This is a genomic window from Lysinibacillus sp. BNK-21, from assembly GCF_048684915.1.
GTDB lineage: Bacteria > Bacillota > Bacilli > Bacillales_A > Planococcaceae > Lysinibacillus > Lysinibacillus capsici.
On sequence record NZ_JBLQTS010000001.1, the window covers coordinates 4532445 to 4548116 of the forward strand.

The following is a 15672-nucleotide window of genomic DNA, read 5'->3' on the forward strand; positions in this document are numbered from 1 at the left end:
ACTTTTATATAATAACACCCTATTTGTCATTGGTCAATAGTTTTATAATTATTTTTTTAAAAAATTACAACCTCAATCTTGGCCAATTTCGTAAAAATTGAATTGTACGGTTTCTTCCTATATCTAATAGAGTTTCTTTTGTTTCTTCATTTAAATCAAATTGGGTTGCACTATAATCTTCTACAGGAATAAAAATAATGTCTCTTTCGTGTCGTCTTGATATATACCTTTCATCATGTGCATCTTTCATAGTTGAAAATAGTGCCTCAAATAAATTTAGACCATTCTTAATTTCTTGAGGACATTGTTCTTCTCTTCTTCTACTCAGTTTCAGACCTAAAATCGGACGTACTTTCCGACCTTCTTTATCATCGAATATCCATAGTGGAAAATTACTTAAAACACCACCATCCACTATAACCGATTCACCCTTCCCAGTCTTTAATGTAACTGGTTCAAAGAAAAAAGGTATACCACAACTCATGCGTAACGCACAAGCTACTGAAAAATTCTTTGCTTCAATTTGATATTTATGCAAATCGTCTGGTAAAACAATCATTCTACCATTCGTTAAATCTGAAGCTACTAATTTAAGTGAATCTTTAGGCAGATCACCAAAAGTATATACTCCTTTTGCAGCTAGCTTTTGGAAAAACCATTTTTCTAACGCCTTTCCTTTATAGAGACCTAAATGATTATAAACATTTACCCATTTCATAAAAGGAAAAGGTAAAATTGTTCTTCTTGGATCAAGTAATGAAGGAACATCTAACTCTTCTAGCATAATTTCTATCTCTTTTCCACTATATCCTGCCGCAATAAAGGCGGCTAAAATGGCACCCGCACTTGTACCAGCTACACGTTTAAATCGAAAATGTTCAGCTTCTAGTACTTGATATGCCCCTACTAATGCAAAGCCCTTCAAACCGCCACCAGAAAACACGCCATCAATCCACAAAATTTCCTCTCCTTTTTGATGTAATCTTTATAGTATAAGGATGAAGAATGACGAATAGAACTAAATTTTCTACTTTATTGACGATACTTATGTACATAGCAGCAAACTTTAACCAAGTGTCTAGCTAAAATTCGATTACAGTATCATATAAGAATATGCGGCGAAATATCGTTATTCTAAGAAATGTAAAGAGCTACTTAAATGCTAAAGTAGTTTCAACAATAATTTTAGTTCCGGGAATTTTTAGTGTAGAACATATTTTTAACAACAAAAATAAAGGGCCTAAGCCCCCAACAATATTTAATTTAAATCACAGCCCTTATCTATATTAACTATGTCTTATAAGAACGTACTGATGGTGATTGATATTATTTAATTTTAAAAAAAGTTACAGAATGTTTAACTATCCACAAATGCTGAGGTTTTCATAACTTCTAATTTTATTCTTTCACTGAAGGCTTGAAAATTTTAGCCGACTTAGTTAATAGCTTACTAACCCCTTCTATATCTCGCTAAGATTACAATGAATCAGAACCACCAGTTAGACTGGTGGTTTGCTCTCGCGTGAAACACTGGGGTTCTGGTCCATATTTGTATTCAGGTTGGCATGCCGATCGAATATCATTAAGCTACTCTTCCCTTTCAAATAAACCACAAAAGATGAAACAATTATTTTTGCTCGAATACTCACCAACATACCTGATTGCTCGGCTGTTTTTTTTCTTGTCCATAGCTAGAAGCTCTTTGGAACCCCTCACATAGCAAGGGGTTTTTTAAATATACAATAAAAAAACAGTCAGCTGTGCACTGACTGTTTTGTTGCCTAGCGACGTCCTACTCTCACAGGGGGAAGCCCCCAACTACCATCGGCGCTAAAGAGCTTAACTTCCGTGTTCGGTATGGGAACGGGTGTGACCTCTTTGCCATCATCACTAGACTTATGCGACCTCCAATACACGGCGTATTACTGCGTCAGCTGCTCTCGTTCAATCAGTCACGTACAGAAGTACGCTTCTTCAATCACTCGTTTGCTTCCTTGTACTACTTGTGTCTTGAAGCTCTCTTTTTTTGTTGAAAGATTTATTCTTTCAAAACTGGATAAACGGCGCATTGAATGTTTCAAACTTTTTTGGTTAAGTCCTCGATCGATTAGTATTCGTCAGCTCCATGTGTCACCACACTTCCACCTCGAACCTATCTACCTCATCGTCTTTGAGGGATCTTACTTACTTGCGTAATGGGAAATCTCATCTTGAGGGGGGCTTCATGCTTAGATGCTTTCAGCACTTATCCCGTCCACACATAGCTACCCAGCGATGCCTTTGGCAAGACAACTGGTACACCAGCGGTGTGTCCATCCCGGTCCTCTCGTACTAAGGACAGCTCCTCTCAAATTTCCTACGCCCACGACGGATAGGGACCGAACTGTCTCACGACGTTCTGAACCCAGCTCGCGTACCGCTTTAATGGGCGAACAGCCCAACCCTTGGGACCGACTACAGCCCCAGGATGCGATGAGCCGACATCGAGGTGCCAAACCTCCCCGTCGATGTGGACTCTTGGGGGAGATAAGCCTGTTATCCCCGGGGTAGCTTTTATCCGTTGAGCGATGGCCCTTCCATGCGGAACCACCGGATCACTAAGCCCGTCTTTCGACCCTGCTCGACTTGTAGGTCTCGCAGTCAAGCTCCCTTGTGCCTTTACACTCTACGAATGATTTCCAACCATTCTGAGGGAACCTTTGGGCGCCTCCGTTACCTTTTAGGAGGCGACCGCCCCAGTCAAACTGTCCGCCTGACACTGTCTCCTGCCCCGCTAAGGGGCATGGGTTAGAATTTCAATACAACCAGGGTAGTATCCCACCGACGCCTCCTTCGAAGCTGGCGCTCCGAGATCTCTGGCTCCTACCTATCCTGTACAAGTTGTACCAAAATTCAATATCAGGCTACAGTAAAGCTCCACGGGGTCTTTCCGTCCTGTCGCGGGTAACCTGCATCTTCACAGGTACTATAATTTCACCGAGTCTCTCGTTGAGACAGTGCCCAGATCGTTACGCCTTTCGTGCGGGTCGGAACTTACCCGACAAGGAATTTCGCTACCTTAGGACCGTTATAGTTACGGCCGCCGTTTACTGGGGCTTCAATTCGCAGCTTCGCTTGCGCTAACCACTCCTCTTAACCTTCCAGCACCGGGCAGGCGTCAGCCCCTATACGTCACCTTACGGTTTTGCAGAGACCTGTGTTTTTGCTAAACAGTCGCCTGGGCCTATTCACTGCGGCTCTCATGCGCTTGCACGCTCAAGAGCACCCCTTCTCCCGAAGTTACGGGGTCATTTTGCCGAGTTCCTTAACGAGAGTTCTCTCGCACACCTTAGGATTCTCTCCTCGACTACCTGTGTCGGTTTGCGGTACGGGCACCTCTCACCTCGATAGAGGCTTTTCTTGGCAGTGTGAAATCAGGAACTTCGTCCATACGGACTCGCCATCACAGCTCAACGTTACAGTGTGCGGATTTGCCTACACACACGCCTTACTGCTTGGACGCGCACAACCAACGGCGCGCTTACCCTATCCTACTGCGTCCCCCCATTTCTCAAACGGTGAGGAGGTGGTACAGGAATATCAACCTGTTGTCCATCGCCTACGCCTATCGGCCTCGGCTTAGGTCCCGACTAACCCTGAGCGGACGAGCCTTCCTCAGGAAACCTTAGTCATACGGTGGACGGGATTCTCACCCGTCTTTCGCTACTCATACCGGCATTCTCACTTCTAAGCGCTCCACCAGTCCTTCCGATCTGACTTCAACGCACTTAGAACGCTCTCCTACCACTGACATCGTAGATGTCAATCCACAGCTTCGGTGAATCGTTTAGCCCCGATACATTTTCGGCGCAGCGTCACTCGACCAGTGAGCTATTACGCACTCTTTAAATGATGGCTGCTTCTAAGCCAACATCCTGGTTGTCTGTGCAACGCCACATCCTTTTCCACTTAACGATTACTTTGGGACCTTAGCTGGTGGTCTGGGCTGTTTCCCTTTTGACTACGGATCTTATCACTCGCAGTCTGACTCCCGTGTATAAATATCTGGCATTCGGAGTTTGTCTGAATTCGGTAAACCGGGATGGCCCCCTAGTCCAAACAGTGCTCTACCTCCAGTATTCTCATCACGAGGCTAGCCCTAAAGCTATTTCGGAGAGAACCAGCTATCTCCAAGTTCGATTGGAATTTCTCCGCTACCCACACCTCATCCCCGCACTTTTCAACGTGCGTGGGTTCGGGCCTCCAGTAAGTGTTACCTCACCTTCACCCTGGACATGGGTAGATCACCTGGTTTCGGGTCTACGACCACGTACTATTTCGCCCTATTCAGACTCGCTTTCGCTGCGGCTCCGCCTTCTAAAGCTTAACCTTGCACGTAATCGTAACTCGCCGGTTCATTCTACAAAAGGCACGCTATCACCCATTAACGGGCTCTAACTACTTGTAGGCACACGGTTTCAGGATCTCTTTCACTCCCCTTCCGGGGTGCTTTTCACCTTTCCCTCACGGTACTGGTTCACTATCGGTCACTAGGTAGTATTTAGCCTTGGGAGATGGTCCTCCCGGATTCCGACGGAATTTCACGTGTTCCGCCGTACTCAGGATCCACTCAGGAGAGAACGAACTTTCGACTACAGGGCTTTTACCTGCTCTGGCGGACCTTTCCAAGTCGCTTCATCTAACTCGCTCTTTTGTAACTCCGTATAGAGTGTCCTACAACCCCAAGAGGCAAGCCTCTTGGTTTGGGCTCTTCCCGTTTCGCTCGCCGCTACTCAGGGAATCGATTTTTCTTTCTCTTCCTCCAGGTACTTAGATGTTTCAGTTCCCTGGGTCTGCCTTCAAGACGCTATGTATTCACGTCAAGATACTACGCGATTAAACGTAGTGGGTTCCCCCATTCGGAAATCTCCGGATCAAAGCTCACTTACAGCTCCCCGAAGCATATCGGTGTTAGTGCCGTCCTTCTTCGGCTCCTAGTGCCAAGGCATTCGCCGTGCGCCCTTAATAACTTAACCAAGTTATTAAGCCTATAAAAAACTTAAAAAAATAAATGTGTTTGTTACAATTTCAATGTCGTTTTATCCAGTTTTCAAAGAACAAAAAAATGGTGGAGCCTAGCGGGATCGAACCGCTGACCTCCTGCGTGCAAGGCAGGCGCTCTCCCAGCTGAGCTAAGGCCCCAAGAGGTATATATGGTGGGCCTAAATGGACTCGAACCATCGACCTCACGCTTATCAGGCGTGCGCTCTAACCAGCTGAGCTATAGGCCCTCTTGGAAGTTTTATTAAATTTCATAAACCTTCAAAACTGAACGCAAAACGTAATCTTACAAACCCAAGGTTTGTATTCCGAAATAATCCTTAGAAAGGAGGTGATCCAGCCGCACCTTCCGATACGGCTACCTTGTTACGACTTCACCCCAATCATCTATCCCACCTTCGGCGGCTGGCTCCAAAAGGTTACCTCACCGACTTCGGGTGTTACAAACTCTCGTGGTGTGACGGGCGGTGTGTACAAGGCCCGGGAACGTATTCACCGCGGCATGCTGATCCGCGATTACTAGCGATTCCGGCTTCATGTAGGCGAGTTGCAGCCTACAATCCGAACTGAGAACGACTTTATCGGATTAGCTCCCTCTCGCGAGTTGGCAACCGTTTGTATCGTCCATTGTAGCACGTGTGTAGCCCAGGTCATAAGGGGCATGATGATTTGACGTCATCCCCACCTTCCTCCGGTTTGTCACCGGCAGTCACCTTAGAGTGCCCAACTAAATGATGGCAACTAAGATCAAGGGTTGCGCTCGTTGCGGGACTTAACCCAACATCTCACGACACGAGCTGACGACAACCATGCACCACCTGTCACCGTTGCCCCCGAAGGGGAAACTATATCTCTACAGTGGTCAACGGGATGTCAAGACCTGGTAAGGTTCTTCGCGTTGCTTCGAATTAAACCACATGCTCCACCGCTTGTGCGGGCCCCCGTCAATTCCTTTGAGTTTCAGTCTTGCGACCGTACTCCCCAGGCGGAGTGCTTAATGCGTTAGCTGCAGCACTAAGGGGCGGAAACCCCCTAACACTTAGCACTCATCGTTTACGGCGTGGACTACCAGGGTATCTAATCCTGTTTGCTCCCCACGCTTTCGCGCCTCAGCGTCAGTTACAGACCAGAAAGTCGCCTTCGCCACTGGTGTTCCTCCAAATCTCTACGCATTTCACCGCTACACTTGGAATTCCACTTTCCTCTTCTGCACTCAAGTCCCCCAGTTTCCAATGACCCTCCACGGTTGAGCCGTGGGCTTTCACATCAGACTTAAAGGACCGCCTGCGCGCGCTTTACGCCCAATAATTCCGGACAACGCTTGCCACCTACGTATTACCGCGGCTGCTGGCACGTAGTTAGCCGTGGCTTTCTAATAAGGTACCGTCAAGGTACAGCCAGTTACTACTGTACTTGTTCTTCCCTTACAACAGAGTTTTACGATCCGAAAACCTTCTTCACTCACGCGGCGTTGCTCCATCAGGCTTTCGCCCATTGTGGAAGATTCCCTACTGCTGCCTCCCGTAGGAGTCTGGGCCGTGTCTCAGTCCCAGTGTGGCCGATCACCCTCTCAGGTCGGCTACGCATCGTCGCCTTGGTGAGCCGTTACCTCACCAACTAGCTAATGCGCCGCGGGCCCATCCTATAGCGACAGCCGAAACCGTCTTTCAGTCTCTTGCCATGAAGCAAAAGAGATTATTCGGTATTAGCCCCGGTTTCCCGGAGTTATCCCAAACTATAGGGTAGGTTGCCCACGTGTTACTCACCCGTCCGCCGCTAACGTCAAAGGAGCAAGCTCCTTTTCTGTTCGCTCGACTTGCATGTATTAGGCACGCCGCCAGCGTTCGTCCTGAGCCAGGATCAAACTCTCCATAAAAGAAATTTGATTAGCTCAAATTGTTTTGCTGGCATCATGTTTGATGTCCAAAATTGTGTTTCGTTCACTAGCAAAACTAGCTATTTAAAACTTTATTGATTACGTTTTGCTTGTTCAGTTTTCAAGGTTCATTTTGTTTATTTCGTTGTCACCTCTTGGCGACTCATTTATAATATCAAGATTCCAAAACAAAGTCAACAGTTTCTCCAAAAATATTTTAATACAATATATAAATGTTTCAAAAAACAATTATGGTTAAAATGCTCACTATTTAATTGATTACTATTATTGCGAAGTGTTTGTTAAGAAAAAATTATATTAGCACTTGCGTAGAGTACATCTCTTACCTAGTAAAAAAAGGCAAACCACATAATATAGTTTGCCCGTCTATCTATAAATTAGTTATGATACGTGAAATATAAAAACTGCGATTTTTCCCTAAATCAAAAATTTCCCCTGAATGAATTAATTTAATAAGTGGTCGTGTTGGGGCAAATTTATTTACAAACATTACTTCCCCACGTTCTAAATTAGAAAGCTCTACAATTGTACCTATCGGAAGATCTGCAACAATATCAATTAATGCACGCACTACTTTAATATCAAATTTACCAAACTCAGATTCATTAATCATTTCAATTACTTTAAATGAAGATTGTTTCGTTCTATATACTCGTTCACATGTCATAGCATGAAAAACATCTGCAACAGCAATGATTTGTGCAAATATAGAAATATTGGCGATCTTTTCGTTCTTCGGATATCCACTACCATTTAAACGTTCATGATGTTGGAAGATTGCTTCTTTCATCGTTTCTTTTAATATGGTCAAATCTTTCACCATATTATGGCTATAAATCGGGTGTTTATAAATCTCATCATATTCTTGCTCTGTTAATGGTGTCTTCTTATCCCTTATACGAGGATGTACTTTAGCCATACCACAATCAGCCAATAAACCACCGATGGCTACTTGAATAGTGGTTCCTCTATCATAACCAAGTTTTTGAGCAATAACTGAGGCAATCAGACCAGTTGCTACACAATGATGATACAGGTAGTCTTTTGGATTTGAATACTCATTTAAATCAAAAATAATAGTACGATCTTCTAGTACCATCTCTACTAAAGGTAAAATAATTGTTCTGGCCTTTGCAATATCTACCTTGGCGCCCGCTTCCCAGTTTTTAAATTCTTTTTTAAACTGTTCAACAGAATGATTATAGATTTTCCTAAAAGTCGGAAGTTCTTCTATTATAACTTCGACATCACTTTCATTCTTTTCTACACGCATATCATTTTCACTTTTATAAACGGGGACGGTGAAAATATTAAATGCATGAAAAACTTGCAAGTGTACATAAGAAATCATTGTATCTTTGAAAATAATCGGATACTGTGTATTAGCAAATATATCTTCAGAAATTACCTTGCCAACACCTAGCTCTGAAATTGGAACATGTATAGTTTCCACAGAATGAACACCTCTCCACTATTTCTTGCTTCAAAATAAGGTATTATCATTTTATCATGGAATTCAAAATAATTACTTATTTTTCATTATTTACGTAAAAAAACCGATGACGACATTCAATAATGTCGTCATCGGATTATATTATTCTTCGACTTCCTCTTCGTCTTCAAAAGACTCTTCTGCTTTTTCCACTTTAGCGACAGTTGCAACCAATTCGTCATCTCCTAGTCGAATTAAACGTACACCTTGCGTACTGCGCCCAATTAATGAAATATCATTTACATCCATACGGATAAGCATACCATTAATAGTTATAAGCATTAAATCCTCAGAACCATCGACGGTTTTTACAGCCACCATTGGACCATTCTTATCTGTAATCTGAATAGTTTTCAGTCCTACTCCACCACGACTTTGTAAACGATAGTCCTCTTCAGAAGTACGTTTACCGTAACCTTTTTCAGTTACTACTAATATTTCTTGCCCTGGTTCAACAATCTCCATGCCAACTACTTCATCACCATCACGTAGCTTAATGCCTCGAACACCACCAGCTGTACGGCCCATAGATCGAATGTCGTCTTCTTGGAAACGAACGAGCATACCATCGCGAGTACCAATAATCACTTGTTTCTCTCCATCTGTAAGACGTACCGAAATAAGATCGTCGTCTTCTCTCAAGCTGATTGCGATTAAACCATTTGTTCGGATGTTAGCAAATTGTGATACAGGGGTACGTTTTGTAATACCTGTTTTTGTGGTAAAGATAAAGTAAGCATCTTCATCAAACGACGCAACACGAATCATAGCTGTTACTTTCTCGCCTTTTTCTATATTAAGCAAGTTTACGATTGGTAACCCTTTAGCAGTACGACCGAACTCAGGAATTTCATATCCTTTTGCTCTAAATACTTTACCTTTAGACGTGAAGAATAAAATTGTATCGTGGGTAGAAGTATTCATTAGATGCTCTACAAAGTCGTCTTCATTTGTACCCATTCCTTGTACACCACGACCACCACGCTTTTGACTACGATATGTATTCGCAGCTAAACGCTTGATATAGCCATTATGTGTTAAAGTAACAACTGAGTTTTCAACAGGAATTAAATCCTCATCCTCAATCATTTCAATTCCACCTGATGTAATCTCAGTACGGCGCGTATCATTAAAACGTTCTTTCAACTCTAAGATTTCATTACGAATAATATCTACAATTTTCTCTTCATCTGCTAATATTGCCTTTAATTCAGCTATAAGAACTTGAAGCTCTTGATATTCTGCTTCAATTTTTTCACGTTCTAAGCCACTTAATCGAACGAGGCGCATATCTAAAATAGCTTGAGCCTGACGCTCCGATAAGCTAAAGCGTTCCATTAATTGAGGTTTTGCTTCTTCACCACTACGTGAACCACGTATAATAGCGATTATTTCATCAATATGATCGAGTGCGATTCGTAAGCCCTCTAAAATGTGAGCGCGGTCTTCAGCTTTTCGAAGATCAAACTCTGTACGACGACGAATAATTACTTTTTGGTGTTCTAAATAATGGTATAGCATTTCTTTTAAGCCTAATACTTTAGGCTGACCATTTACTAAAGATAGCATATTGATACCAAAGCTAGATTGCATAGCTGTTTGTTTATATAAATTATTTAGTACAACATTAGCATTTGCATCTTTACGAACTTCAATCACTACACGCATACCACGACGGTCTGATTCATCACGTAAATTTGTGATTCCATCTATTTTTTTATCACGTACAAGCTCTGCAATTTTTTCAATAAGCTTAGCCTTATTCACTTGGTAAGGCAATTCATGAATAAGAATAGTTTCCTTACCATTTGCCTTTTGCTCAATTTCCACTTTCGCACGGATGATAATGGAACCTCGACCAGTTTCATAGGCTCTACGAATACCACTACGTCCTAAAATTAATCCACCAGTAGGAAAATCAGGGCCAGGAATGATTTCCATCAGCTCTTCAGTCGTAATGGCCGGATTTTCAGAAAGTGCTATAACAGCATCAATTGTTTCGCCCAATTGATGCGGAGGAATATTTGTTGCCATACCTACAGCAATCCCTGCAGCACCGTTGACTAAAAGATTTGGATAGCGACTTGGTAAAACTATTGGTTCTTTTTCTGATCCATCATAGTTATCTGTATAGTCAATTGTATCTTTATTAATATCACGGAGCATTTCCATTGCTATTTTAGACATACGTGATTCTGTATAACGCATGGCTGCTGCGCCATCACCATCAACAGAACCGAAGTTTCCGTGACCATCAACAAGCATGTAGCGATAGCTAAAATCTTGTGCCATACGTACCATTGCATCATAGATGGAAGAGTCACCATGTGGATGGTACTTACCCATTACATCCCCAACGATACGTGCTGACTTTTTGTAGGCTTTATCTGCTGTATTACCTAATTCTTGCATCCCATATAAAATACGACGATGAACTGGTTTTAATCCATCACGTACATCAGGTAATGCACGTGATACAATTACACTCATTGCATAATCAAGAAAGGATGTTTCAATTTCTTCTGTTATATTAACTCCTTTAACACCGGAGCGTTCTTGTTCTGACAAAGTGTAGACCTCCTCTCAAGAAAAATTAGATATCTAAATTAGCGTATACGGCATTTTCCTCGATAAATTGACGACGAGGTTCAACTTCATCGCCCATTAAACGTTCAAATGCTTGGTTTGCTTTAATTGCATCATCTAATTCTACTTGTAATAATGTGCGGTACTCAGGATCCATTGTTGTTTCCCAAAGCTGCTCAGCGTTCATTTCTCCAAGACCTTTATAACGCTGCACATTTGGCTTTGGCATTTTTGGTAGCCGTTCTAAAATTTCTTTTAATGTCTCTTCATCATAGCAATACTCAATATGTTTACCTTGTTTCACTTGATAAAGTGGTGGCTGTGCAATATAAATATAGCCTGCTTCTATAAGTGGTCGAAGGAAACGGAAGAAGAATGTTAAAAGTAATGTACGAATATGTGCCCCATCGACATCGGCATCTGTCATGATAATGATTTTATGATAACGAGCTTTCTCTAAATTAAACTCCTCACCAATACCAGTACCGAATGCTGTTATCATCGCACGGATTTCCGCATTCGATAAAATTTTATCTAGACGAGCTTTCTCAACGTTAAGGATTTTACCACGTAAAGGTAAAATTGCTTGGAAGTGTCGATCACGTCCAGATTTAGCCGAACCGCCGGCAGAATCACCCTCAACAATATAAATTTCACAATCAGCTGGGTTAGTAGAAGAACAGTCAGCTAATTTACCCGGTAAGCTAGATACTTCGAGGGCATTTTTACGACGAGTAAACTCACGTGCTTTTTTCGCAGCTACACGAGCACGGGCTGCCATTAATCCTTTTTCCACAATCTTTCGTGCAACCGTTGGATTTTCTAACATAAAACGCTCAAAGCCATCTGAGAACAAAGAATTGGTAATTTGACTTACTTCTGAATTCCCTAACTTTGTTTTTGTTTGTCCTTCAAATTGCGGATCTGGGTGTTTAACTGAAACTATAGCTGTTAACCCTTCTCGTACATCCTCACCTGTAAGATTAGCGTCAGATTCTTTTAGTAATCCACTTTTTCGTGCATAGTCATTAATAACGCGTGTAAGGGCTGTTTTAAACCCTGACTCATGTGTACCGCCCTCATACGTATTAATGTTATTAGCAAATGAAAAAATATTAGAAGAGAATCCAGCATTATATTGCATAGCAATTTCTACTGTGATGCCATCCTTCTCTCCAAGAACATCAATTGGATCATGGATTGGCTCTTTAGATTGATTTAAATGCTCAACATAAGAGCGAATACCACCTTCATAGTGGTATGTTGTTGAGCGAATCTCTTCTTCACGCTCATCAGCAATCGTAATCTTAATACCACGATTTAAATAAGCCAATTCTCTAATACGATGAGCTAAAATATCATATTCATAAACAGTAGTTTCTTTAAATATTTCTGGGTCAGCTTTAAAACGCGTTGTTGTACCATTATGATCGGTGTCACCGATAACCATTAACTCTTGAACTGTTTTTCCACGTTCAAATTTTATTTCATGGATATGACCTTCACGATGTACTTGAACAATTGTTTCAACAGAAAGTGCATTTACTACTGATGCTCCAACTCCATGAAGACCACCAGAAACTTTATAGCCTCCACCGCCAAATTTACCACCAGCATGTAAAACAGTCATAATAACTTCAACAGCAGGCTTACCCATTTTTTCTTGAATACTAACTGGAATACCACGACCGTTATCTTCTACACGAATCCAGTTTTCTTTTTCAATTGTTACTTTGATATCTGTACAAAATCCTGCAAGTGCTTCATCGATACTATTATCAACAATTTCCCATACTAAATGGTGAAGCCCTTTAGAGCTAGTTGAACCGATATACATCCCTGGTCTTTTACGTACTGCTTCTAAACCTTCTAATACCTGTATCTGATCGGCCTCATAAGCTTGGTTTTGTAAACCTTCGTTCTCTATAGCCACGGCTTTCATCTACTCCTTCATAACATCATTGTGTGTAAATGAATGAACAGTCAACCGAGCTGACTATTACCATTCTTTTTGTAATCTAAAAAACTACCCTGGCTAACTTCTTTCAATCGCACCTTGTTTCACGTGGAACAGTTGAGCCTGTTCCATCGTTTCATGATGAATTCCTTCCACACTTGTGGTTGTAACAAAGGTTTGGACTTCACCCTGAATGGTATTTAATAAATGCGATTGGCGATAATCATCGAGTTCCGATAAAACATCATCTAAAAGTAGTATGGGTGTTTCATTTGTTTCTTGTTTAATTAATTCAATTTCAGCAAGCTTTAAAGACAATGCAGTAGTACGCTGCTGTCCTTGTGAACCATAAGTTTGAACATCATAGCCATTCACTAAAAATTGTAAATCATCTCGGTGTGGACCAACTAATGTCACGCCTCTATCAAATTCACGTTCTCTCGCTTCAATTAATTTTTGATGTAAAGTATTTTCAATTTCACTAGTAGAGTGTTCTTTTTCAATACCAGCTACCGTACGATATTTTATAACCAGTGTTTCCTTACCTTGCGATATACCTGCGTGTATGGGTTCCGCCCACTCTTGCAATAAATCCATAAATTGAAATCTTTTACGAATAATTTGGGTAGCAGCGTGAATATATTGTTCATTGTAGACCTCATACATCACATCATTTGGCATGGACTTGCCTTGGTTCATTTTTAAAAAATGGTTACGTTGTTTTAAAACTTTTTGAAAGGTTAATAAATCATGTAAATAGACAGGCGAAATTTGCCCAATCTCCATATCAATAAAACGCCGACGTATTTGCGGACTTCCCTTTACAACGTTCAAATCCTCTGGCGCAAACATAACGACATTCATTTGACCAATATAATGACTAAGGCGACTTTGCTCTATATGATTTATCTTGCCCTTTTTACCTTTCTTTGTAATCGTAAGTTCGATCGGTAAAATACCATGCCTTTTTTTAACGGCCCCTTCTATTTTACCATAGTCTGAATCCCAACGTATCAATTCTTTATCGTTCGTTGTTCGATGGGACTTAGCCATTGCTAAAACATAGATGGACTCCATAACATTTGTTTTTCCTTGTGCATTTTCACCAATGAAAACATTAATTTTTGGAGAGAAGTTTAAAGCTAAGGCATCATAGTTACGGTAATTTGTAAGTTTTATTTGCTCAATATACATAATTTATTGTCCAGTTGGTCCTATAATTTGAAAACGACCACATCCAGGAATATTTACAATATCTCCGTTACGTAATTTACGACCTCGACGATCGTCTACTTCTCCGTTTACATATACAGCATGTTCTTGTAAAAACCACTTGGCCATTCCACCTGAACTAATGGCATCAGTAATTTTTAAAAGTTGCCCTAACGTGATGAACTCCTCATCAATTTTAATGTCCTGCATAGTGTGTTCCCCTCCGAATACAGACTGTCTATCTCTCTATCATACCTAAAATTACGCCATAAGTAAAAAAAGATAGTCACAATGAGCGACTATCTTAACAGATCTTATATTCTTTAGTAAGTTCGTACAGGTAAAATTAATTGTAAAATAGCATCATCATGAACGGAACGTAAAATAAACGGTCTCATTGCCCCAGTAAATTGAATAACTACGTCTTGTCCATCTATTGCTTTTAATGCTTCCATCATATATTTTGCACTGAATGAGATTTTCAAACCTTCCCCTTCTAATGCTTCCACAGGAATTTCTTCTTGTACTTTACCGATTTCAGGAGAATTAGAAGAAACCTCAACTGCTTGGTTATCTAAAATTTCAAAACGGACAACATTATTACGATCTCCTCGTGCAACAAGTGATGCACGGTCAATAGCTTGTAATAAAGATTTACCATTAATTGTTACATTTGTTTGATACTCTTCAGGAATTAAACGAGTTGTGTCAGGATAATTTCCTTCCAGTAAGCGAGAGAAGAATAATACATCACCAGTTTTAAATAATACTTGCTGACTTGTAATAACGATTTGGACAAGATTTGTAGAATCTTCAAGTACTTTATTTAATTCATTCAAACTTTTCCCTGGAATTACTACACTATGTTCAACTTCTGGTAAATTTTCGAGTTGCACTTTACGTCTTGCCAAACGATGACTATCTGTTGCAACACAGATTAATGTTTCATTTTTGATCTGCCAGTTTACACCTGTCAACACGGGTCTACTTTCTGAAGTGGCAACAGCGAATACTGTTTCACGGATAATTGTTTTTAAGAGATCAGCAGGAATAGTAAATTTTTGATCTTCTGTAAGCTCTGGTAATAAAGGATACTCTGCTGCATCTGAGCCAATTAAATGGAATTCCGATTTCCCTGAACGAATATGCGTTTGGAAACCTGGTGTTACTTGAATTTCAACATCGTTTGTTGGTAATTTACGTACGATTTCATTAAACATACGTGCTTGTACAACAATTGAACCTGTTTCTGTAATGTGAATAATTTGTTGTCCATCTTCTTCTACTGGAATAAATGTTTGAATAGTTATATCAGCATCACTACCAGTTAAGCGGATCCCTTCCTCTGTTACGTCAATTTTAATACCAGTTAAAATCGGAATAGTTGTTTTTGAACTTACTGCTTTCATGACATCATTTAAACCTTCTAATAAACGGTCACGTAAAATATCAAATTTCATTCGTTTTCCCTCACATATTTATATTATT

The 15672-nt window shown here is 40.9% G+C and carries 7 protein-coding genes, 2 tRNA genes, 3 rRNA genes and 1 pseudogene; all 13 read right to left on the reverse strand.

Annotation, left to right across the window (positions count from 1 at the left end; translation table 11 throughout):
* Window positions 1–64 precede the first annotated feature (64 nt).
* Window positions 65–958 (reverse strand): patatin-like phospholipase family protein, encoded by an 894-nt coding sequence (locus ACMGGO_RS22690; RefSeq protein ID WP_054548459.1) that lies wholly within the window; start codon window positions 956–958, stop codon window positions 65–67.
* A 598-nt stretch (window positions 959–1556) separates the two neighbouring features.
* A pseudogene (locus tag ACMGGO_RS22695) lies at window positions 1557–1655 on the reverse strand (IS200/IS605 family transposase); the annotation flags it as partial.
* A gap of 124 nt (window positions 1656–1779) precedes the next feature.
* Window positions 1780–1895, reverse strand: a 5S ribosomal RNA gene (gene rrf / locus ACMGGO_RS22700).
* Between the two features lie 192 nt (window positions 1896–2087).
* Window positions 2088–5015, reverse strand: a 23S ribosomal RNA gene (locus tag ACMGGO_RS22705).
* Between the two features lie 90 nt (window positions 5016–5105).
* Window positions 5106–5181 (reverse strand) — tRNA-Ala (locus ACMGGO_RS22710).
* Between the two features lie 12 nt (window positions 5182–5193).
* Window positions 5194–5270, reverse strand: a tRNA-Ile gene (locus tag ACMGGO_RS22715).
* 94 nt (window positions 5271–5364) lie between these two features.
* Window positions 5365–6916, reverse strand: a 16S ribosomal RNA gene (locus ACMGGO_RS22720).
* The 16S, 23S and 5S rRNA genes sit together here with 2 tRNA genes alongside, the layout of an rRNA operon.
* A 391-nt stretch (window positions 6917–7307) precedes the next feature.
* On the reverse strand, window positions 7308–8390 hold the full coding sequence (locus tag ACMGGO_RS22725; RefSeq protein WP_054548809.1) for an HD-GYP domain-containing protein: 1083 nt from the start codon (window positions 8388–8390) through the stop codon (window positions 7308–7310).
* A gap of 141 nt (window positions 8391–8531) precedes the next feature.
* Window positions 8532–10997 carry a DNA gyrase subunit A gene (gene gyrA, locus ACMGGO_RS22730; protein WP_420282280.1) on the reverse strand — a complete coding sequence of 822 codons (2466 nt, stop codon included), beginning with the start codon at window positions 10995–10997 and terminating at the stop codon, window positions 8532–8534.
* A 25-nt stretch (window positions 10998–11022) separates the two neighbouring features.
* A complete protein-coding gene (gene gyrB, locus ACMGGO_RS22735; protein ID WP_048395198.1) occupies window positions 11023–12957 on the reverse strand; it encodes a DNA topoisomerase (ATP-hydrolyzing) subunit B in 1935 nt (644 codons plus the stop codon).
* A 93-nt stretch (window positions 12958–13050) separates the two neighbouring features.
* Complete coding sequence (gene recF / locus ACMGGO_RS22740; RefSeq protein ID WP_048395200.1) at window positions 13051–14166, reverse strand: DNA replication/repair protein RecF; 1116 nt, start codon at window positions 14164–14166, stop codon at window positions 13051–13053.
* A gap of 3 nt (window positions 14167–14169) precedes the next feature.
* A complete protein-coding gene (yaaA, locus tag ACMGGO_RS22745) occupies window positions 14170–14394 on the reverse strand; it encodes a S4 domain-containing protein YaaA (protein ID WP_004233303.1) in 225 nt (74 codons plus the stop codon).
* Window positions 14395–14507: 113 nt separating this feature from the next.
* Complete coding sequence (gene dnaN / locus ACMGGO_RS22750; RefSeq protein WP_004233305.1) at window positions 14508–15644, reverse strand: DNA polymerase III subunit beta; 1137 nt, start codon at window positions 15642–15644, stop codon at window positions 14508–14510.
* Window positions 15645–15672: the final 28 nt, after the last annotated feature.